Annotated in this window: 19 protein-coding genes; 16 read left to right on the top strand and 3 right to left on the bottom strand. The window is 63.7% G+C overall.

What is annotated here, in order from left to right:
* The first annotated feature begins 107 nt into the window (after nt 1-107).
* Genes ACE3OO_RS07090 through ACE3OO_RS07080 form a run of 3 tightly spaced genes read left to right on the top strand, consistent with a single transcriptional unit; the run spans nt 108 to nt 3,252 of the window.
* Nucleotides 108-1,034, top strand: a complete 927-nt coding sequence (locus tag ACE3OO_RS07090; RefSeq protein WP_374301222.1) for a bile acid:sodium symporter family protein — start codon at nt 108-110, stop codon at nt 1,032-1,034.
* A complete protein-coding gene (locus ACE3OO_RS07085; RefSeq protein ID WP_374301220.1) occupies nt 1,031-1,981 on the top strand; it encodes an SDR family oxidoreductase in 951 nt (316 codons plus the stop codon). The genes ACE3OO_RS07090 and ACE3OO_RS07085 overlap by 4 nt, the downstream gene beginning before the upstream one ends.
* Complete coding sequence (locus tag ACE3OO_RS07080; protein WP_374301218.1) at nt 1,978-3,252, top strand: flavin-containing monooxygenase; 1,275 nt, start codon at nt 1,978-1,980, stop codon at nt 3,250-3,252. The genes ACE3OO_RS07085 and ACE3OO_RS07080 overlap by 4 nt, the downstream gene beginning before the upstream one ends.
* 9 nt (nt 3,253-3,261) lie before the next feature.
* On the opposite strand, the gene nth is transcribed toward ACE3OO_RS07080, so the two are convergent.
* Nucleotides 3,262-3,903, bottom strand: a complete 642-nt coding sequence (gene nth / locus ACE3OO_RS07075; RefSeq protein ID WP_374301216.1) for an endonuclease III — start codon at nt 3,901-3,903, stop codon at nt 3,262-3,264.
* Nucleotides 3,904-3,946: 43 nt separating this feature from the next.
* On the opposite strand from nth, the gene ACE3OO_RS07070 reads away from it, so the two are divergent.
* The 3 genes from ACE3OO_RS07070 (at nt 3,947) to ACE3OO_RS07060 (ending at nt 6,620) form a co-directional block, all read left to right on the top strand.
* Nucleotides 3,947-4,660 carry a hypothetical protein gene (locus ACE3OO_RS07070; RefSeq protein ID WP_374301214.1) on the top strand — a complete coding sequence of 238 codons (714 nt, stop codon included), beginning with the start codon at nt 3,947-3,949 and terminating at the stop codon, nt 4,658-4,660.
* 96 nt (nt 4,661-4,756) lie between these two features.
* Nucleotides 4,757-5,617 carry a hypothetical protein gene (locus ACE3OO_RS07065; RefSeq protein ID WP_374301212.1) on the top strand — a complete coding sequence of 287 codons (861 nt, stop codon included), beginning with the start codon at nt 4,757-4,759 and terminating at the stop codon, nt 5,615-5,617.
* Between the two features lie 106 nt (nt 5,618-5,723).
* Nucleotides 5,724-6,620 (top strand): hypothetical protein, encoded by an 897-nt coding sequence (locus ACE3OO_RS07060; protein ID WP_374301210.1) that lies wholly within the window; start codon nt 5,724-5,726, stop codon nt 6,618-6,620.
* A gap of 19 nt (nt 6,621-6,639) precedes the next feature.
* On the opposite strand, the gene ACE3OO_RS07055 is transcribed toward ACE3OO_RS07060, so the two are convergent.
* Complete coding sequence (locus tag ACE3OO_RS07055; protein WP_374301208.1) at nt 6,640-7,296, bottom strand: glutathione S-transferase family protein; 657 nt, start codon at nt 7,294-7,296, stop codon at nt 6,640-6,642.
* 173 nt (nt 7,297-7,469) lie between these two features.
* Between ACE3OO_RS07055 and ACE3OO_RS07050 the strand changes: the two genes are divergently transcribed.
* From ACE3OO_RS07050 to ACE3OO_RS07035, 4 genes are all read left to right on the top strand, one after another.
* Entirely contained in the window at nt 7,470-8,702 is a 1,233-nt protein-coding gene (locus ACE3OO_RS07050; RefSeq protein WP_374301206.1) for a polyhydroxyalkanoate depolymerase, read from the top strand.
* Nucleotides 8,703-9,063: 361 nt separating this feature from the next.
* Nucleotides 9,064-10,089 carry an HNH endonuclease gene (locus tag ACE3OO_RS07045; RefSeq protein ID WP_374301203.1) on the top strand — a complete coding sequence of 342 codons (1,026 nt, stop codon included), beginning with the start codon at nt 9,064-9,066 and terminating at the stop codon, nt 10,087-10,089.
* Between the two features lie 85 nt (nt 10,090-10,174).
* Nucleotides 10,175-10,726: a hypothetical protein gene (locus ACE3OO_RS07040; protein WP_374301201.1), complete on the top strand. Its 552-nt coding sequence runs from the start codon at nt 10,175-10,177 to the stop codon at nt 10,724-10,726.
* 88 nt (nt 10,727-10,814) lie between these two features.
* Nucleotides 10,815-11,354 carry a hypothetical protein gene (locus ACE3OO_RS07035; RefSeq protein WP_374301199.1) on the top strand — a complete coding sequence of 180 codons (540 nt, stop codon included), beginning with the start codon at nt 10,815-10,817 and terminating at the stop codon, nt 11,352-11,354.
* A gap of 25 nt (nt 11,355-11,379) precedes the next feature.
* On the opposite strand, the gene ACE3OO_RS07030 is transcribed toward ACE3OO_RS07035, so the two are convergent.
* Nucleotides 11,380-11,886 (bottom strand): HXXEE domain-containing protein, encoded by a 507-nt coding sequence (locus ACE3OO_RS07030; protein ID WP_374301197.1) that lies wholly within the window; start codon nt 11,884-11,886, stop codon nt 11,380-11,382.
* 382 nt (nt 11,887-12,268) lie between these two features.
* On the opposite strand from ACE3OO_RS07030, the gene kdpF reads away from it, so the two are divergent.
* Genes kdpF through ACE3OO_RS07000 form a run of 6 tightly spaced genes read left to right on the top strand, consistent with a single transcriptional unit; the run spans nt 12,269 to nt 20,149 of the window.
* A complete protein-coding gene (gene kdpF / locus ACE3OO_RS07025; protein WP_374301195.1) occupies nt 12,269-12,370 on the top strand; it encodes a K(+)-transporting ATPase subunit F in 102 nt (33 codons plus the stop codon).
* A 7-nt stretch (nt 12,371-12,377) separates the two neighbouring features.
* On the top strand, nt 12,378-14,090 hold the full coding sequence (gene kdpA / locus ACE3OO_RS07020; protein WP_374301193.1) for a potassium-transporting ATPase subunit KdpA: 1,713 nt from the start codon (nt 12,378-12,380) through the stop codon (nt 14,088-14,090).
* Nucleotides 14,091-14,100: 10 nt separating this feature from the next.
* Nucleotides 14,101-16,128, top strand: coding sequence for a potassium-transporting ATPase subunit KdpB (gene kdpB, locus ACE3OO_RS07015; protein WP_374301191.1), 2,028 nt, complete (start codon nt 14,101-14,103; stop codon nt 16,126-16,128).
* Between the two features lie 12 nt (nt 16,129-16,140).
* Nucleotides 16,141-16,719, top strand: coding sequence for a potassium-transporting ATPase subunit KdpC (gene kdpC / locus ACE3OO_RS07010; protein ID WP_374301189.1), 579 nt, complete (start codon nt 16,141-16,143; stop codon nt 16,717-16,719).
* Nucleotides 16,720-16,740: 21 nt separating this feature from the next.
* Nucleotides 16,741-19,467, top strand: a complete 2,727-nt coding sequence (locus ACE3OO_RS07005) for an ATP-binding protein (RefSeq protein WP_374301187.1) — start codon at nt 16,741-16,743, stop codon at nt 19,465-19,467.
* Nucleotides 19,460-20,149 carry a response regulator gene (locus ACE3OO_RS07000; protein ID WP_374301185.1) on the top strand — a complete coding sequence of 230 codons (690 nt, stop codon included), beginning with the start codon at nt 19,460-19,462 and terminating at the stop codon, nt 20,147-20,149. The genes ACE3OO_RS07005 and ACE3OO_RS07000 overlap by 8 nt, the downstream gene beginning before the upstream one ends.
* Nucleotides 20,150-20,152 lie beyond the last annotated feature (3 nt).

Here is a 20,152-nt window from a genome sequence, read left to right as displayed (position 1 = left end):
TGGCGCATCCGGCCATCGCCCTGCCGTCTGGACTGCGCCAGAATGCCGCAGCAAACCGGTCGCGACAACCCGACAGAAACCCAAAGTGGCCGGCGAGGGAGGAAACCATGACAGACGCGTCCATTGACGCGGTGCTGATCCAGATCGATTCGACGGGTCAGGCCATTCTGGGACTTGTTTTGGCCCTGATCATGTTCGGGGTCGCGCTGGACCTGCGTCTGAGCGATTTCATCGCCGTGTTGCGCAAACCGCTGGCGCCGCTGACCGGCCTGGTGGCGCAGACCCTGCTGCTGCCGGCGCTGACCTGGGCCATGACCATGGTGATCCAGCCGCAGCCCAGCGTGGCCCTGGGCATGATCATCGTGGGTGCCTGTCCGGGCGGCAACCTGTCGAATCTGATCACTCATATGGGGCGCGGCAACACGGCGCTGTCGGTCTGCATGACCGGCCTGTCCAGTGTGGTGGCGATCATTGCCACGCCGCTCAACATCCTGCTCTGGGCCTCGCTCAATCCGGCCACCGCAGCCCTGCTGCGGCAGGTGGATATCGAGGCCGGGCCCTTTCTGGCGCAAACCGTGCTGATTCTCGGCCTGCCCATGGCGCTGGGCATGGCGCTGGCCCATTGGGCGCCGCGTCTCGCGGCGCGGCTGCGCCGCCCTTTCCAGATCATGTCCTTCCTGTTCCTGATCCTGTTCATCCTGGCCACGACGGCATCGAACGGGCGCTACCTGCTCACGTTCCTGTCCGACATCATGCCGCTGGTGGTGCTGCATAACGCGGCGGCGTTGTTGCTCGGCTGGCTGGCGGCAAAGGCGATCCGCATGAATGCCGCCGACAGCCGCGCCGTCACCATAGAAATCGGCATGCAGAATTCCGGCCTTGGCCTGGCGCTGATCCTCAATCAGTTCGATGCACTGGGCGGCGCGGCGCTGATCGCCGCCGGCTGGGGCATCTGGCATATCGTCTCGGGCTGGACGCTGGCGACGCTATGGAAACGCGGTGATGCCCGCCGCCGGCGCGAGCAATCGGCATGAACAATGCGGGCGTTATGGTGACGGGCGCGGCCGGCTTTATCGGCCGCAGTCTGGTGGCGGCACTGGCCGCTGATACAGCGGCGCAGCCGGTGATCGCTTTCGATCTGCGCGATGTGCCGTCGCCTGAACGGTTGCCGGGCGTGACCTATGTCGCTGGCGATATCCGCGATCCGGCGCTGGCCGAACACATGCAGCGGTATCGGCCGCGCTGCGTGGTGCATCTGGCCTCCGTGGTGGCGGCCGGGGGCGACGAGCAGCGCGATTTCGAGATCGACGTGAAGGGCACCGAGACTGTGCTGCGCGCCTGTCTTGCTGCCGGTGTGGCGCATCTGGTGGTCACCTCCAGCGGGGCGGCGTACGGTTATCATGCCGACAATCCGGTGCCGCTGCGAGAAAGCGATGCCCTGCGCGGCAACGAGGATTTCGCCTATGCGCGGCACAAGAGGCTGGTCGAGGAAATGCTCGCCGCGTGGCGCACAGAGCATCCCGGACTGAAACAGACCGTGTTCCGGCCCTGCACCGTGCTGGGGCCCGGCACGGCCAACCAGATCACCGCGATGTTTCGTCGGCCGCTGGTGCTTGGCCTCACCGGCACGACGACGCCGTTTTCTCTGGTGGCCGACAGTGACGTGGTGGCGGCGCTGATCCGCGCGGCCCGCGGCGGTCCGGCCGGTGTGTTCAATCTGGCCGGTGATGGCACGCTCAGCCTGGCGCAGATCGCCGGCAAACTCGGCAAGCCCTATCTGGCGATCCCGCCGGCATTGCTGAAAGGCGCTTTATGGCTGCTCAACCGGCTGGGCCTGACGAAGCTTGGGCCGCAGCATGTCAAATTCATCCAGTACCGCCCGGTTCTGGATAACACAAAACTGAAAAGCGGCTTCGGCTATGCGCCAGAGCTGGATGCGGATGCGGTGTTCGAGCGATACAGGAAGGCAAACCAGGCATGACCTATCTGGTGATCGGTGCCGGCCCGGCCGGGCTGGCGGCCCTGAACAGCTTCAAACAGGCGGGCCTGCCGGTGGAGGCCGTGGAACGGCATGCCGATATCGGCGGGCAGTGGCTTTACGGCGCGGAATCCAGCGCGGTCTATGCTTCCACGCATCTGATCTCATCCAAGCGCACCACGGCCTTTGCCGATTTCCCGATGCCCGAAGACTGGCCGGCCTATCCCGGTCATGCCCAGGTGCTGGAATACCTGCGCGATTACGCGACGCATTTCGGGCTGTATCCGCTGATCCGCTTCAACACCTCATTGCAGAACCTGGTGCGGCAGGGCGATGGATGGCGCGCGACCTTCAGCGACGGAAGCGTGAAGGACTATGCCGGCGTGGTGATCGCCAACGGCCATCTGACCGATCCGCTGCTGCCGCAGATTCCGGGCTCCTTCAGCGGCAGGCTGATGCATGCCAAGGATTACAAGACGGCGGATATCTTCGAGGGCAAGACCGTGCTGGTGGTCGGCATGGGCAATACCGGCTGCGACATCGTGGTGGATGCCATTCACCGCGCCGCCCGCGTGTTGTGGAGCGTGCGTGGCGGCAATCATTTCGTGCCGAAATTCCTCGCCGGCAAGCCGGCCGACGAGGGCAACCACAAGCCAAAGCGTTTCATCCTGCCCAAGGGCCTGCGCGCCATGCTGCACGAGCCTTTGCTGCGGCTGCTGGTTGGTCCGCCGGAACGTTTCGGTCTGCCCCGACCGAAACATCGCCTCTATGATCGCACGCCGATCGTCAACTCGCTGGTGCTGCAGCATCTGGGTCAGGGTGACGTGGACCTGCGCAAGCCGATCCGTGAATTCCGCGGCGACACCGTGGTTTTCGCCGATGGACGCGAAGACAAGGTCGACCTCGTGCTGCTGGCCACGGGCTACCGCATCACCTTCCCGTTCCTCGCCGATCTTTCGACGCTGAACTGGCAGGCGGCGAACCAGGCACCCAGGCTGTTCCTCAACATATTCCCGCCGCAGGATAACGGCCTGTTCGTGGCTGGCCTGCTGGAGGGCGCCGGCGTCGGCTGGGCCGGCCGTGCGCTTCAGACTGATCTGATCGCGGCCTATCTAAAGGCGCGCGAGAGGAATCCGGCGGCTGCCGAGGCCTTCCGTCGCCGCGTCGTCGAAGGCTGCATGCAGGGCACGCAGGATCGCGGCGAGCACGGCATCTTCGTCGACTTCCTGCAATACAAGCGCGACCTGCAGGCCGCGATCGCCTCGCTGGGCTAGTGGGCCGGCTTAATCGTCCTTTTTCGTTTTCGGCTTGAAGGCGCAGAGGTCGGCCACGATGCAGCGCCAGCAATCGGGCTTGCGCGCCTTGCAGATATAGCGGCCATGCAGGATCAGCCAGTGATGGGCATGCTGCACGAACGGCTTCGGCACGGCCTTTTCCAGCGCCAGCTCGACGGCCAGCGGCGTCTTGCCCTTGGCCAGGCCCGTGCGGTTGGCAACACGGAAGATATGCGTATCCACCGCAATCGTCGGCTCGCCCCACAGCACGTTCAGCACCACATTCGCCGTCTTGCGGCCAACGCCAGGCAGGGCCTGCAGCGCGTCGCGGTCGCGCGGCACCTGGCTGTCATGCTGTTCGACCAGGATTTTTGACAGGGCGATCACGTTCTTGGCCTTGGCATTGAACAGGCCGATGGTCTTGATGTGCTGCTTCAGGCCGGCCTCGCCCAGCTTCAGCATCTGCGCCGGCGTCGTGACTTTCTCGAACAGGGCCTTCGTGGCCTTGTTCACGCCGGCATCGGTGGCCTGGGCCGACAGCACTACGGCCACCAGCAGGGTATAGGCGTTGACGTAATTCAGCTCCGTCTTCGGCTCGGGGTTCTGTTTGGCCAGGCGGGTGAAGAATTCGGTGGCTTGCTGGGGCTTCATGGGGCTTGGCAAAAGGGGACGGGTCGTCGATCTTTAGACCGCCATGATGCTCCATCGCAAGCTCGCCATCCTGCTGCTTCTGCTGCTGCCCGTTGCCGTGTCGGGCGCCATGCCGGCTGGTGCGCAGACAGCGCAGTCCCAGCCCCAGCAATGCCGCATCCCGGCACAGATCGAGGTGCAGGCCTGCTCGCGGCCCGACCAGTCGCGCGAATTGCCACGCGGGCGGCCCCGCGATTTCGACCATTACATCCTCAGCCTGAGCTGGTCGCCGGCTTTTTGCGCCACCAGGGCCGGGCAAAACAGCCCGGTGCAGTGTCGTGACAACCGGTTCGGCTGGGTCGTGCATGGCCTGTGGCCAGAATACCGCGAGAAGCGCGATGGCGGGTCCTGGCCGCAATATTGTGCCACGGTACAGCCTGTGCCGGCCGAGGTGCTGCGCCGGACCATGTGCACCATGCCCGAGGCACGGCTGATGCAGTGCCAGTGGACCAAACATGGAAGCTGCAGTGATTTCACCGATCCGGCGGCCTATTTCGCCACCATCGTCAGGCTACGCGAGGGCCTGGTCCTCCCCGATCCGGCGCCGCGCCAATCCGCCAAGGATTACGCCGCCACCCTGGTCGAGGCCAACGCGGCCAAGGGCCTGACGGTGCAAAGCCTGCGCGCCTTGGCCCAGGACGGGGTAATCCGCGAGGTGCAGGTCTGCCTGAGCCGGGATTTGGCGCACTTCACGCCCTGCAAGCAGCCAAGACATTGAGTTTATTGAAAATTTATAATAGAATTGAAAATTGATAAATACAACCGATCCCGTTAGTGTTGTCTGCATAGGCTAGGCTAAACACCCAGGGGTCGCGTGCTCGGTCAGACGGCGGAAAACGGCAAGGTTCGGCGGGAAGCCTTGCGCCTGCTGGCCCAGGTGGAACGCCAGGGTCTCGATATCACCGATGCCTACCGCGATGGCGATGCCTTCTCCGACCGGTTTGGCGATTTCAAGCGGTTTATCGACAAGGTCGATCATTTCCATGTTTTCGTCGATCTGGTCGAGGAGCGCCTGCCGCAATTCGAGCCAGCCAAGCGTGAGGCGCTGGCCAGGCATCTGGCTGAAATCCGCTGGCGGATCATCGTGGTCGAGGTGGACAGCACCCAGGTTTTCCTGGTGCGGATCGGCGAAAACGGCAAACCCTGGCCGCTGGGCAGTCGCGAATTCCTGCAGCGCCGGCTGCACCGGCTGGATGAATTCCTGGAATATTACGACCACCACGGCCAGCAATACGGCCTGGCTCCGCTGGGCAGCGCCATGCTGCATGCAGTGGAAGACTTGCTGAAGGCGCAGATCGAACGCGCGCCCGGGCTGGAGGATTTCAGCTTCGAAAGCCAGGTCGCGGCCGAACCGGCGCCTCAGCGCCTGCGCCCCCGCCCGGCCCCACGCCGCCAGGGGCCACGGCCGCCGGCGCCACCGGTTGCACGGCTTTCCTCGCCGCCGCGCCTGCGCGTGCGCGAGATGGCGGGCCGTTTTTATGTTGAACGCGACGGGATCGTGGCCGTTACCGAAGCCTGTCGCGCGGCGAACATGAGCATGGACCAGCTGGCCACCAAAATGGGCGTCAGCCGGGCATCCCTGGTGCTGATGCTGAATGGCAATGACCCGATCAGCCGTGGCCCGCTCGATATGCTGCGCAGTTTCATCACCCAGAACGGCGGCATCGCGGCCTGAGGCGGCAGGTTATCGTTTGGCAACCCTAAGCGGAAAATAACCACCGCATGCCTGCCGGCATGTCTAATTTCAGCTCCGGACATTCATCGCCGATCCGGAGCCCGTCGTGCAGACCAGCCAGAAGAAAACCGATACCCGCGCCGCTGCCCTGGCGCTGGTCGCGCAGGTCGAACGCCAGGCACAGGAAATCGCGAAGGCCTTTTCCAGTGCCGGCATGTCGGATCGCTTCGGCGACTTCCGGACCCTGCTGGAAAAGCTGGACCAGTTTCAGGTCTTCATCGATCTGGTTGAATCGCGCTTGGGCGATTTCGAACCGGAAAAGCAGGAAGCCCAGGCGAAAAACCTTGCGCAGGTGCGCTGGGGTGTCCTGCAGCTGGAAATCGAGGCTACGCGGGCCTTTCTTGCGCGCATGGCCGATAGCGGCAAGCCCTGGCCGTTGGGCAGCAAGCCGGTGCTGGCTCGCCGGCTGCACAGGCTGGATGAAATCCGCGCCTTCCATGGCGAGAATGCCGCGCGCTTCGACCTCGTGCCGCTTGATCCGGCGCGGCTGCAGAGTTTGAGCGACATGTTGAAGGAACAGGTCAGTCACAGCCTTGGCCTGGACGATTTCACCAGGCCAACCGCGCTGGCGCTGGATGATTTCAGCGCGGCCGCGCCGGCAGCGCCGCAAATGACGACGCCGCGTGCGGCTCCGCGCCCGGCAAGTGTCCGCGCGGCCAGTCCTGCTGCCGGTCACGCATCGGGCCATGTCGCGCCGTCGCTGCCCAAGGGCAGCCTGCATGTGCGCGAGGAAGACGGCAATTTCTATCTCGACAATAACGGCCTGAGCGTGGTGAGCGATGCCTGCCGGGTCGCGCAGATCAGCATCGACGACCTGGCCGGCAGGCTGGAGATCAGCCGGCCTGCCCTGGTGCTGATGCTGAACGGGCGCGATCCGATCGCGGCGCCGGCGCTGCATCGGCTGCGCAGTTTCGTGTCGCGCCATGGCGGCGGCGCCGCATAGCCGCCACCGGCAGACTTATTCAGAACTCGACGTCGAGCTCGTCGAGTTCCTCCGGCTCGGCCTTGGCCGCCTCCACCCAGTCGCGCATCACCGGCCAGGCCATGACGGTCTGGCAATAGGCGCGGCATTCCGGATCCAGCTTCACGTCGTAGGTGAGGAAGCGGGTGCAGACCGGCGCATACATCGCGTCGGCCAGGCAGGGTTTGGCGCCGAACAGCCACGGCCCGCCATAGGCGGTGAAGCAGTCGCGCCAGATGGTGATCACGCGATCGATATCGGCCTGGGCGCCGGCCCAGATCTTGAAGCCGGGATAATGCGCCTTCAGGTTCATCGGCAAGGCCGAGCGCAGATTGTAGAAACCCGAATGCATCTCGCCGGCAATGGCGCGGCAATGGGCGCGCTGCACTTGGTCGGTGGGCATCAGCCCGGCCTGGGGCGCGATCTCGTGCAGGTATTCGGCGATCGCCAGCGTGTCCCACACCGAGATCTGACCATGGGTCAGCCTGGGCACCAGGAAGCTGGGCGAGAGCAGCAAAAGTTCGGCCCGGGTGGAGGGGTCGTCGCTGGACAGCAGCTTTTCCTCGAAATCCAGCCCGGCCATGCGGCAGAGCAGCCAGCCGCGCAGCGACCAGGAGGAGTAATTCTTGCTGCTGATGGTGAGTGTGGCCCTGGACATTCCCGTTCCCCCCGGCGGCGGCTGGCACGGGCTTCGCCGAAAGTCCAGCCTGTGCGGTGCATACATATATCTCGCATTGCAGCAAAAACTGCATTAGCTTTTTTTGCAACCGGCCTGCCATGGGGGGAGCGCCGGAATTTCGTGCCGGGCCGACACCCGGCCGATCGGACTGCATGACCAAGGCTGACCCCAGCGCGATGCTTTACCTGGCCTACCAGACCCAGGCCGACCTGATGGCGCCCCTGCGCCGCATGGCCGAACAGGTTTTGCCGGGCCTGCACCATGCGGCCGGGCAAAACCCGCTGCTGCGCGGCATGGCCGCCGCCACCGAGATGCTGGCCCGCGCCGGCCTCAGCCACGGCCGCCCGCCCTATGGCATCACCAATGTGACCGTGGGCAACCGCGACGTGGCGGTGACCGAAGAACCCGCGCATGTCACGCCGTTCGGCACCCTGCTGCATTTCAAAAAGGACATCGCCACCGAACAGCCGCGCGTTCTTGTCGTGGCGCCGCTGTCGGGCCATTTCGCCACATTGCTGCGCGACACGGTGGCGACGCTGCTGCCCGACCACGACGTCTTTATTACCGACTGGCACAATGCGCGCGACATCCCCTTGAGCGCCGGCCGCTTCGGCTTCGAGGATTATGTCGACCACCTGATCGAATTCCTGACCGTGATCGGCCCCGGCGGCCATATCGTGGCGGTGTGCCAGCCCTGCGTGCAGGCGCTGACCGCCGTTTCGGTGATGGCCGAGCAGGGCCACAAGGCGCAGCCGCGCTCGATGACGCTGATGGCCGGGCCGATCGACACCCGCATCAACCCGACCAAGGTGAACGACCTGGCGATGGAGAATCCCATCGACTGGTTCGAGAGCAGGCTGATCTCGGTGGTGCCGCCCGGGCTGCCCGGCGTTGGCCGCCGGGTCTATCCCGGTTTCGTGCAGCTCACGGCCTTCATGAGCATGAACATGGACCGCCATGTGAAGGCGCATGTCGAGCTGTTCCAGCATCTGTGGCAGGGCGATTTCGAGCAGGCCGCCAAGACCAAGGATTTCTACGACGAGTATTTCGCCGTGCTCGACCTGACGGCGGAATTCTATCTCGAGACCGTGCAATGGGTGTTCCAGGAGCATCGCCTGGCAAAAGGCGAACTCACCTATCGCGGCAAGCCCGTCAATCCCGGCCTGATCAAGCGCACCTCGCTCCTCACCGTGGAGGGCGAGCGCGACGACATCTGCGCCATCGGCCAGACCATGGCGGCACATGACCTGTGCACGGGCCTGCGGCCCTATCGGAAGCGCCACCACATGCAGGCCGGCGTGGGCCATTACGGCGTGTTCAGCGGCAAACGCTGGAACAACCAGATCTACCCGATCCTGCGCAACACCATCCTTGCCAGCGAATAAGGCGGCGTTTCAGGCGCGGTTGCGGCCTGGCTGGTGGGGCGTGCCGGCTTAAGTGGCTGATCTGCCTTGATCGATCCGGGCCAACGCGCATCCAGGCCGGGGCGGCTGGCGGCCGGGCGCCGGCCAGACCTCGCCAATTCTCGACAATTATCGACAACTATCGCCAATGATCGCCAGAACCGGCCAATCGTTGCCAAAGCGGGCGGCGTGAACTGGCCCGTCCTGTCTGGTCCACGTCTGCGCCAGGCGGAAGAAACACGGCGGATTCACGATGGGCAAGAGCGGCTATATTGAACTGAGGCTGCCAGCACAAAATTCAAGGTTGCCATACAAATATCGATGGCGGACATTACGATGATCGTTGGGACGCAAAACAAATTGGCAAGCTGTGGCTAATAACAAAGGCTTTGAAGAAGCAAGCATAGGATGGGGTTTAGTTGATCCGCAGAGATTGCTCTCTGTTCCAACTAATGATCCGGACTTTGCATTGCGGCTTAAAGTCTTCGAGCATGTGCAATTGCTTACCCAAATCCATGGGCAAATTACCAATGAACATATTGCTGCGGGGTTGGAATATGAAGGTCAGCGCATTCCTCTCGTAAACCCTCAACGTGGCATCTTTAAGCCAAAACAAATGAAATATCTGCTTTCCATTAGAACGGTATTTCCTCGTCCTGGCAGGAAGGTCTGGTACGACGACCAGCGCAGTGTGCAGCGGAAAATTTATCAGAGCGACGAGGTTGTGGAATACGCTTTTATGGGGACTGATCCGGAAGCTGCAGACAATCGTTGGCTACGAGAGGCAATGGATGCTCAGATTCCAATTATTTATTTCCTTGGATTTGCTCCAGGATTCTATCACGCGATCGTTCCCGCCTTCATCGTTGGGTGGGATGCAAAGACGCATACGGCTAGAATTGCCTTTGGGGATGTAAATCAAACGAGCCTTGCTCTGCCACATACTGCATCGGAGCGGCGATATGCTCTGCGGTCGGTTAAGCAACGACTACATCAAGCATCATTCCGTGCGGCAGTTATTGATGCATATAAAGGACGTTGTGCGCTCTCTCGATTGCCGGAACCAATTCTTTTGGATGCGGCCCATATTGTTCCAGATGCACATGAGAAACTTGGGCAGCCCGTGGTTACAAACGGCATACCGCTGTCGAAAATCCACCATGCAGCCTTCGATGCACATCTAATCGGGATTGACCCTGACTTTAAAATTCATGTTTCTGAGAAATTATTGATGTTGGAAGATGGGCCTATGCTCGAAGCGCTCAAGGATCTGCATGGAGGGTATATTAACAAGCCATCGCGTGACGCAGATTTGCCTGATCGGGATCGTTTGGCGCTTCGTTTTGAACAATTTAAGGCTGTGGCCTAACCACATATCCGATTCTCAACCTCCCGCCGGGGCGGCAAAGCGGGCATAGCTTCGGGCAAGACAGACCCCCGTCCGCCGAGGCCCCATGCTGCTGGCTGCCAATCCGGTGCTGCAGGCGGCGCGCGATTACTGGCGCGCGCTGCCGCATCCGGTCAACATCCCCGATTTCCGCCTGATCGATGCGGCGACGATTCCGCGCATCATCCTGCCGCATATGATCATCGCCGAGGTGAACCGCGGCAATTTCGATCTCGGCCGTTTCCGCCTCTGCGGTCACGAGATCGCGCGCTGGTTCCGCACCCTGCCCGAGGGCCTGGATGCCCGTGCCTTCACCGAACTTGCCGATCCGGTCTACACCCATTACATGCGCGACCTTCTGGCCGAGGTGATCCAGCGCCGCAAGCCGGTCTATTGCAAAAGCGTCTATACCCTGCCGCCGCTGGAACCCGGCGAGCCCGATAACGTGATCACCGCCGAACGCCTGGTGCTGCCTCTGGCCGACGGCGCGACGGCGGTGGAATGCACCATCATCGTCGAGACCCTGACGGCAAGCGACACCCGCGCCGGCCCGATCCGCCTGCTGCCGCCCGAACCGGGCGTCAAGGTGAAGCACGGGCCGTTCGAAGTGGCGGGATGAGGCAATCCATACGGTGGTGCGCGCGGCATTCGTGCTAGTCTGAACCGCCGCCATGCGAGACCGCCAACTGGCAAACGGGAAGACACCGGTGCAAAGCGACAGCGATACCATGGTTCCGCCCGATCAGGCCCTGCCGGCGGCGGCGCGACTGATGCTGTCGCGCTGGCGTGGCCTGGCGGGGGAAGAGAGTGGCCTGCCCGGCCTGCATGCCCTGGCGCCGGCGTTGATCCCCGCCGACCTGCTGCCCTGGACGATGACCTTCCGCCGCGATGCCGCGCGCCATCTCAGCTATGGCGTGGTGGGCGAGGAACTCACCTTCCTGTTTCACGAAAATCCGCGCGGCAAGCCGGTGCTGTATTATGCCGCGCCGGAAATACGCGAAGCCCGCTATGCCATCATTCATCAGGCGCTCGATGAGGGCATGCCGGTCTGGTATCTCGGCCGCGTGCTGTTTGAATTCACCAGCGTGCAGGTGGGGCGCCTTGGCCTGCCGACACGCACGGAAAACGGCGAGGCCCTGCTGCTGGTCTACCTGCCGCTCACGCCGCTGCCCGGCGCCGCCGAGCGCGGCGCACGCAAGGGCGAAAACCCCGGCGATGTGGTGTGGCTGGGACGCGGGCCTGAGTGAACGCGGGGCCGAGTGAGGGCCGCGTTCACGCGAAGGGCAGCCTGAAATTCCACAGGCCGCTCCAGATCACGAACAGCATCAGGCCGGCGCCGATGGCAAATGCGCCGAGAACGCCCCGCAGGCCCAGCCGGCCGTCGCGCATGGCGAGCACGCCGGCCCAGACCGCGACGGGATAATAAAGCAGCGATGCCGACACCAGGCCCGGCGAATAGCTGTCGGCATAAACCGTGGTGACGACATGGAAGATGAAATTCCAGAACAGGTTGCCGCTCGCCCAGCTCAGGAAGACAAAGGCCGCCAGGGATGACCGGCTGCGGCTGGCCCACAGCGACAGCGAAAGCAGGATCGCCATGAACAGGCTGTTGTTGAGCCAGAAGCCCTGGTTGTCCATGTCGGCATGCATGTGCCGGCTCATCCAGTCCGGGAAGCCGGCGAGGAATTCCTCGGGGATGTGCACGGCATAGGCCAGCGGCAGGGCCCAGAGGAACCGCTCGAAGCGCATGAGATTCGGATGGCGCGTGGTCGCAGGCATAGCGGGATTCATTGAACCAATCATTTCCCCAGATTGCAGCTTCAGGCGGCCATCAAAGATGCCGGGCCGCAATTTTCACTGAGCATCTCGTTCAACATATTGAAAACACGGCATCCGGCAAGGTTCTGGGCGCTGAACCCGTCGTCTCGGTGCCTGGCCGTGGCGGCGTGTTGCATGACAGCCATAAACGCCACCTTTATGGAATCCTTATGCCGCCCGGGCGCATCCCGCATGGCGGCTTAATGCGGACCGGGACTAGACCATAGGCTCTCTTGGAGCCCGTCCATGTCCGATCTCATTTTCATCATCCTCGGTGCCGGCCTCTTCGCCGGCTTCATCGCCTACACGCTGTTCTGCGAACGGCTATAGGAGCGCCACGCCCATGAGTCCTTCCCTGAGCTTCGACTTCATCCTGGGCGGGGGCATCGCGCTCCTGCTCGCCATCTATCTGGTCTACGCCCTGCTGCGGGCCGAGACGTTCTGAGGCGGCCATGACACAGAACGACTATCTCCAGCTTGGCCTGTATCTGGCCATCATTCTGGCCGTCACGCCTGTCCTTGGTCTCTACATGACGCGGCTGTTCAGCGGCGAGATCGGCTGGCTGCGGCCCATCGAACGGCCGCTTTTTGCACTGGCCGGGGTCAGCGCCGGTCATGATGGCAATGGGCGCGAGCAGCATTGGTCGGCCTATGCCATTGCCATGCTGGTCTTCAATCTCGCCGGCTTCCTGCTGCTGTTCGCCATCCTGCGCCTGCAGGACATGCTGCCGCTCAATCCGCAGGGTCTGCCCGCCGTGCCGAGCGATCTGGCCTTCAACACCGCCGTTAGCTTCGTCACCAACACCAACTGGCAGGCCTATGGCGGCGAAGGCACCATGAGCTATTTCAGCCAGATGGCCGGCCTGACGGTGCAGAATTTCGTCTCGGCGGCCACCGGCATCGCGATTGCCCTTGTGGTGATCCGCGCCTTCGCCCGCAAATCGGCCAAGACGGTCGGCAATTTCTGGGTTGATTTCACCCGCGCAACGCTGGGTGTGCTGCTGCCGATAGCGTTCGTTGCCGCCATTTTCCTGATCTGGCAGGGCATGCCGCAGAATTTCGACGTCTACACCACGGCGACGACGCTGGAGGGCGCGCAGCAGGTGATCGCGCAGGGTCCGGTGGCGAGCCAGGTGGCGATCAAGATGCTGGGCACCAATGGCGGCGGTTTCTTCAACGCCAATGCGGCGCATCCCTTCGAGAACCCGACCAGCTTAAGCAATTTCGTGCAGATGCTGCTGATCTTCCTGATCGGCGCGGCGCTCACCAACGTCTTCGGTCGCATGGTGAGGGATCAGCGGCAAGGGTATGCGATTCTTGCCACCATGCTGCTGCTGTTCGTCGCCGGCGTTCTGATCGCGGGCCATGTCGAGGCCGGTGGAAATCCGCTGCTCACCGCATTGGGGGTCGACCCGGCCATGGGCAACATGGAGGGCAAGGAGGTCCGCTTCGGCAGCTTCACGTCCGCGCTCTTTGCAGTGATCACCACGGCGGCCTCCTGCGGCGCGGTCAACGCCATGCATTCCAGCTTCCTGCCGCTGGGCGGCATGATCCCGATGCTCAACATCATGCTGGGCGAAGTGATCGTCGGCGGCGTGGGCGCGGGCTTTTATGGCATCGCGCTGTTCATCGTGGCGACGCTGTTCATCGCCGGGCTGATGGTCGGCCGCAGCCCGGAATATCTCGGCAAGAAGATCGAGGCGCGTGAGGCCAAGCTGGCGGTGCTGGCGATCCTGATCTCGCCGATTGCCATCCTGGTCGGCACGGCGATTGCGCTGGTGACCGAGTCCGGTCTGGCCGGGCTCCTGTCCTCGGGTCCGCACGGCCTGAGCGAGGCGCTCTATGGCTTCACCTCTGCAGCCGGCAACAACGGCAGTGCCTTCGCCGGCCTGAGCGCCAACTCGGTCTTCTACAATACCGCGCTGGGCATCACGATGCTGCTGGGCCGGTTCGCCATGATCGTGCCGGTCATCGCCATGGCCGGGGGACTGGCGGCGAAGAAGGCGACGCCGGCCTCAAGCGGCAGTTTCCCCACCCATGGTCCGATGTTCGTCCTGCTGCTGGCGGGCACGATCCTGATCGTCGGCGGTCTCACCTTTTTCCCGGCGCTCGCGCTGGGGCCGGTTGTCGAGCATCTGCTGCTCGCCGCCGGCAAGACGTTCTGAGGATATTGTCATGAGCAAAGCTGTGGTTCAGAAAACCTTCGATCCTGCCCTGATGCGGGAGGCTATCGGCCAGTCGGTCGTCAAGCTCGATCCGCGTCAGCTTTGGCGCAACCCGGTGATGTTCGTCACCGCCGCCGTTGCCGCCGTCTCGACCGTGCTTTTCGTCCGCGCTCTCTTTGCCGGCGGCGATGCGGCCCTGCTGGGCCAGATATCGGCATGGCTGTGGTTTACCGTGCTGTTCGCCAATTTCGCGGAAGCCCTGGCGGAGGGACGCGGCAAGGCGCAGGCCGAATCCCTGCGTCGCGGCAAGACCGAGGCGATGGCAAAAAAATTCGACGCTGAAGGCAAGATCACGCAGGTGCCGGCCACCAGCTTACGGATCGGCGATGTCGTTATGGTGGAGGCGGGCGATCCGGTGCCGGGCGACGGCGACGTGATCGAGGGTATCGCCTCGGTGGATGAATCGGCCATCACCGGCGAATCCGCGCCGGTGATCCGGGAATCCGGTGGCGACCGTTCGGGCGTCACCGGCGGCACGCGGGTATTGTCCGACTGGATCAAGGTGAAGATCACCGTCAATCCCGGAGAAAGCTTCCTCGACCGCATGATCGGCCTGGTGGAAGGGGCCAAGCGGCAGAAGACGCCGAACGAGATCGCCCTCACCGTGCTGCTGGTCGGCATGACGCTGATCTTCCTCGTCACCACCGGCAGCCTCGAAGCACTCGCGATCTATTCCGGTATGCCGGTGCCGGTGGTCTATCTGATCGCCCTGCTGGTGACGCTGATTCCCACCACCATCGGCGGGCTGCTGTCGGCCATCGGCATCGCCGGCATGGACCGCCTGATCCGCCATAACGTGATCGCCAAGTCGGGCCGCGCCGTGGAGGCGGCCGGCGATGTCGATACGCTGCTGCTCGACAAGACCGGCACGATCACCCATGGCAACCGCATGGCCTCGGCCTTCGTGGCCCTGCCAGGTGTGTCCGAGCATGAACTGGCTGAAGCCGCCCTGCTGGCTTCCGTCGCCGACGAGACGCCCGAAGGCAAATCCATCGTGGCGCTGGCAGTGGAGAAATACGCTCTGGCTCAGGAGATCGAGCGGGCGAAGGCCGGCAGCTTCATCGCCTTCTCGGCCCAGACCCGGATGAGCGGCCTTGATCTCGATGCCAGGCAGATCCGCAAGGGCGCGCTCGATGCCGTGCTGCGGCATGTCGGCGTGCAGGCCACGGCAGACCTGACGGTGGCCGTTGAGCGAATCGCCAAGTCGGGCGGCACGCCGCTGGTGGTTGCCATCGACCGCCGCATCCTCGGCGTCATCCATCTGAAAGATATCGTGAAGACTGGCATTCGCGACCGATTCGCCGAACTGCGCCGGATGGGTATTCGCACGGTGATGGTGACCGGCGACAATCCGCTGACCGCTGCCGCCATCGCGGCCGAGGCCGGCGTGGACGATTTCATTGCCGAGGCGACACCGGAGAAGAAGCTGGAACTGATCAGGAAAGAACAGGGCGAGGGCAAGCTGGTTGCCATGTGCGGCGACGGCACCAACGATGCCCCCGCGCTGGCGCAGGCCGATGTGGGTCTTGCCATGAATATCGGCACGGCAGCGGCCCGCGAGGCCGGCAACATGGTCGATCTCGACAGCAACCCGACCAAGCTGATCGAGGTGGTGATGATCGGCAAGCAGCTGCTGATGAGCCGGGGTTCGCTGACCACCTTCAGTCTGGCCAACGACGTGGCGAAATACTTCGCCATCATTCCGGCGCTGTTCGTTGCCACTTACCCGCAGCTTGGGTCGCTGAACGTGATGCAGTTGAGTTCGCCGCAGAGCGCCATCCTCTCGGCGGTGATCTTCAACGCCCTGATCATCATCGCCCTGATCCCGCTGGCGCTGAAAGGCGTGCGCTACCGGCCACTGCCGGCCGCCACGCTGCTGCGGCGCAACCTGGTGATCTATGGCCTTGGCGGCGTCGTGCTGCCGTTCCTCGGCATCAAGGCCATCGACATCGCCGTGGCCGCGCTTGGTCTGGCGTAAGGAGATACGAACATGATTACTCACATTCGCCCCGCTCTGGTCCTGCTGGTCTTTTTCACGCTGGTCACCGGGCTGCTGTATCCGCTGGCGATGACCGGCATCGGCCAGGGCCTGTTCCCCAGGCAGGCCGGCGGCAGTCTGATCGAACAGGACCGCAAGGTCGTCGGCTCGTCGCTGATCGCCCAGAGCTTCACCCAGCCGCAGTATTTCCTGCCGCGCCCCTCGGCCGCCGGCAAGGACGGCTATGACGCAACTTCGTCCAGCGGCTCGAATCTCGCGCCCACGGCGAAGGCGCTGGTGGAGCGGGTGGCCGGCGACACGGAAATCTACAAGGGCCGCGATGGCTCGGCTGCCGTTCCCGTGGATGCCGTCACCACATCCGGCAGCGGCCTAGACCCGCATATCTCGCCGGCCAATGTCGCGCGACAGCTTCCCCGTGTGGCCGAGGCGCGTGGCCTGACCATGGCCGAAGTTCAGTCCTTGGTCGAGGCGCATACCGAACGGCCTTGGCTGGGATTCCTCGGGCAACCCGGCGTCAATGTGCTGACGCTGAACATGGCCTTGGATAAGATGAAGCCGGTATCGAAGTGAGCCCGATCAACGCGAGGATTGATGCCTGAAGATCGGCCAGATCAAGACCGTCGACCGTCACCGGACGCCCTGCTCCAGACGGCCACGCAGGAAAAGCGTGGCCGTCTGAACGTCTTTCTGGGCGCTGCGCCCGGCGTCGGCAAGACCTATGCGATGCTGGAGACTGCCCATGCCCGGCAGCGTGAGGGCGTGGATGTGGTCGTCGGTGTGGTCGAGACCCACGGCCGGCAGGAGACGGCCGATCTTCTGCGTGGGCTGGAGCAGCTACCGCAGCGGCGGGTGGCCTATCGCGACCGGGTGTTCAACGAACTCGATGTCGACGAGGTTCTGAAGCGCCGGCCGCAACTGGTGCTGATCGACGAACTGGCCCACACCAACGTGCCCGGCAGCCGGCATGAAAAACGCTATCAGGATATCGAGGAAATCCGCGCGGCCGGAATCGATGTCTATACCGCGTTGAACATCCAGCATCTGGAAAGCCTGAACGATGTGGTGGCACAGATCACCCGCGTGAAGGTGCGCGAGACGGTGCCCGACAGTGTGCTGGCGCAGGCCGACACCATCGAGGTGATCGATCTGCCGCCCGAAGACCTGATCAAGCGACTGAAGGAAGGCAAGGTCTATGTGCCCGATCAGGCCGCCCGCGCCGTGCATCATTTCTTCGCGCCGGGCAACCTGACGGCCCTGCGCGAACTGGCACTACGCAAGGCTGCCGATCAGGTCGACAGCCAGATGTTGTCCTACATGCAGTCGCACGCCATTGCCGGCCCGTGGCCGACGCGGGACCGCATCATGGCCTGCATCAGCCCCAGCCCGCTGATGCCGCGACTGGTGCGGACGGCGCGACGGATCGCCGAACGTCGGCGTGCGCCCTGGATCGCGCTTTATGTCGAGACGCCGGCGCATGATCGCCTGTCCGACGCCGAGAAGACGCAGATTAACCGGGCGCTGACCCTGGCCGAGGAATTCGGTGCGGAGGTCGTCACGGTGGCCGGCGGCAATGTGCCGGGCGAGATCATCCGGCAGGCCCGCCAGCGCAACGTGACCGAGATCGTCGTTGCCCGCAGCCATCGTTCGCGGCTGGTCAATCGCCTGCGCGGCACACTGACGGATCGTCTGGTCGAGCTGGGCGATGGCATCAACATCCATGTGATCACCGGATCCTCCGATGCCGAATCGTGGTTCGAGGTCATGCGGGACCGTCTCGCCGGCGTTAGCCTCGCCGGACTCGTCCCGGCCGCCGCGATAGTTCTTGGCGTGACGGGGCTGGTGAAGTTGGCAGAACGCTGGCTGCCGGAATCCAGTGTGCCACTGCTGATTCTCGTCGGCGTGCTGTTCAGTTCGCTGCGCTATGGGCACTCAGCGGCGGTGCTGAGTTCGGTCGTAGCCGTGCTGGGCTACAATTTCCTGTTCCTGCAGCCGCTGTATACCTTCACCATCGCGAATGCAGAAAACATCTACACTTTCTTCGTCTTCCTCGCCGTCGCCCTGATCACCAGCACCCTGACGGCGCGGATCAGGGCGCAGGCGGAGGCCGCCCGTATTCGTGAGGCCCGCACGGCTTCGCTCTATGATTTCAGCCGCATGGTGACGGGAGCGGCAGCGGAAGACGACATTCTCTGGGCCGTCGTGCATCACGTGGCGGCCACCAGCAAGGCGCAGTCGCTGGTGCTGATGCCCGAGGATGATGGCCTGGTGATCCGCGCCGCCTATCCGCCGGAAGACCAGATCGATGAACGCGCACGGATCGCCGCCGCATGGGCATGGGAAAAGGGCGAACCGGCGGGACGCGGCACCGGCACGCTGCCGTCGTCGGACTGGCTGTTCCTGCCGCTGCGGACGGCCGAACGCAAGCTGGGTGCATTGGGTATCCGCTTTCCGGACGACCGGCCAGCCTTGGGCCCCGACGAGCGCAGGCTGCTGGATGCGCTGGCTGGGCAGGCGGCACTGGCCATCGAGCGCAGCCTGCTCAACCGCGATGTCGAGGAAGCCCGCGTCTCGGCCGAGACCGAGAAGCTGCGGTCGGCCCTGCTGTCGTCGATCAGCCACGATCTGCGCACGCCGCTGGCCTCCATCATCGGCGGGGTGTCCAGCCTGATGAATTTCGGCCGGCAGATCGACGAAAGCGGGCGCAAGGAGCTTCTGCAGACCGTCCGCGACGAAGCGGAGCGTCTGAACCGTTTCGTCGGCAACCTGCTTGACATGACGCGGATCGAGGCCGGCGCCATGCAGCCCAAGCTCGACTGGACCGATCCGGAAGAGATCGTCGCCACGGCGGTCAAACGCGCGGCCCCGCTGACACAGGGTCACGACATCCGCATCGAGGTCGACCCCGCCATGCCCTTGCTGCGGGTGGATTACATCCTGATCGAGCAGGTGCTGATCAACCTGCTGGACAATGCCGCCAAGTATTCTCCCAGGGGTTCAACCATCGATCTGCGCCTGCGCCACGACGACCGCCATGTGATCCTGACCGTGACGGATTCCGGCTCCGGTATCCCGCATGCCGAGCTTGAGCAGGTCTTCGATATGTTTTATCGCGTGAAGGCCGGCGACCGGCAGGTGGCCGGTACCGGGCTTGGCCTGTCGATCTGCCGCAGCATCCTGAAGGCCCATGGCGGCGAGATTCGTGCCGAGAGCCCGGTGGCGGACGGCCAAAAGACGCATATGGGCACGCGGATGATTGTAACGCTGCCGCTTGAAGAGCAGCCGGCGATGCCTGCCGAAGAGAAGATCCCCAATGCCTGATGGCGCCAAGATACTGGTGATCGACGACGAACCGCAGATCAGGCGGTATCTGCGAGTCAGCCTGGAGGCGCACGGTTTCGCAATCGTCGAGGCCGCCAGCGGGCAGGAGGGGCTGCGACTGGCGGCGCTGGAGAAGCCCGACCTGATCGTGCTCGATCTCGGGCTGCCCGACATGGACGGCCAGTCGGTGATTGCCCGCCTGCGCGAGTGGAGCACCATGCCCATTGTGGTGCTCTCCGTTCGGGCCGACGAGACCGACAAGATCGCAGCCCTCGACGCCGGGGCGGATGACTATGTCACCAAGCCGTTTGGCACCGGAGAACTTCTGGCCCGCATCCGGGCGGCCCTGCGTCACACTGTCGGGGCCACCACCGGCATGCCGGTCTTCATCACGGGCGACCTGAAGGTCGATCTGGAGAAGCGGCAGGTCTTCCTGAAGGACGAGCCGGTGCGGCTGTCGCCGAAGGAATACGACCTGCTGAAGCTGCTGGTGCAGCATGCCGGCAAGGTGCTGACCCACCAGTTCATCCTGCGGGAAGTCTGGGGTCCGGCCCATGAGAGCGACGTGCAGTATCTGCGGGTCTTCGCCCGGCAACTGCGACAGAAGATCGAGGCCGATGCCGCCCGGCCGCAGTTGCTGCTCACCGAGCCGGGTGTGGGATATCGGTTGATGGCGGAATAGGTG

The sequence above is a fragment of the Ferrovibrio sp. genome (assembly GCF_041906005.1).
Lineage (GTDB): Bacteria > Pseudomonadota > Alphaproteobacteria > Ferrovibrionales > Ferrovibrionaceae > Ferrovibrio.
Note: the sequence above shows the minus strand (reverse complement) of the source record. Positions and strands in the feature narration are given on the sequence as shown.

Excerpts from the sequence above, each read along its gene's own strand:
- ACE3OO_RS07005 (WP_374301187.1), top strand. The coding sequence starts at position 16,741 with ATGCCTGAAGATCGGCCAGATCAAGACCGTCGACCGTCACCGGACGCC.
- kdpA (WP_374301193.1), top strand. The coding sequence starts at position 12,378 with ATGACACAGAACGACTATCTCCAGCTTGGCCTGTATCTGGCCATCATT.
- ACE3OO_RS07085 (WP_374301220.1), top strand. The coding sequence starts at position 1,031 with ATGAACAATGCGGGCGTTATGGTGACGGGCGCGGCCGGCTTTATCGGC.
- nth (WP_374301216.1), bottom strand. The coding sequence starts at position 3,903 with ATGAAGCCCCAGCAAGCCACCGAATTCTTCACCCGCCTGGCCAAACAG.
- ACE3OO_RS07000 (WP_374301185.1), top strand. The coding sequence starts at position 19,460 with ATGCCTGATGGCGCCAAGATACTGGTGATCGACGACGAACCGCAGATC.
- ACE3OO_RS07040 (WP_374301201.1), top strand. The coding sequence starts at position 10,175 with ATGCTGCTGGCTGCCAATCCGGTGCTGCAGGCGGCGCGCGATTACTGG.
- ACE3OO_RS07090 (WP_374301222.1), top strand. The coding sequence starts at position 108 with ATGACAGACGCGTCCATTGACGCGGTGCTGATCCAGATCGATTCGACG.
- ACE3OO_RS07080 (WP_374301218.1), top strand. The coding sequence starts at position 1,978 with ATGACCTATCTGGTGATCGGTGCCGGCCCGGCCGGGCTGGCGGCCCTG.
- kdpB (WP_374301191.1), top strand. The coding sequence starts at position 14,101 with ATGAGCAAAGCTGTGGTTCAGAAAACCTTCGATCCTGCCCTGATGCGG.
- kdpF (WP_374301195.1), top strand. The coding sequence starts at position 12,269 with ATGAGTCCTTCCCTGAGCTTCGACTTCATCCTGGGCGGGGGCATCGCG.
- ACE3OO_RS07070 (WP_374301214.1), top strand. The coding sequence starts at position 3,947 with ATGATGCTCCATCGCAAGCTCGCCATCCTGCTGCTTCTGCTGCTGCCC.
- ACE3OO_RS07055 (WP_374301208.1), bottom strand. The coding sequence starts at position 7,296 with ATGTCCAGGGCCACACTCACCATCAGCAGCAAGAATTACTCCTCCTGG.
- ACE3OO_RS07030 (WP_374301197.1), bottom strand. The coding sequence starts at position 11,886 with ATGCCTGCGACCACGCGCCATCCGAATCTCATGCGCTTCGAGCGGTTC.
- ACE3OO_RS07050 (WP_374301206.1), top strand. The coding sequence starts at position 7,470 with ATGACCAAGGCTGACCCCAGCGCGATGCTTTACCTGGCCTACCAGACC.
- kdpC (WP_374301189.1), top strand. The coding sequence starts at position 16,141 with ATGATTACTCACATTCGCCCCGCTCTGGTCCTGCTGGTCTTTTTCACG.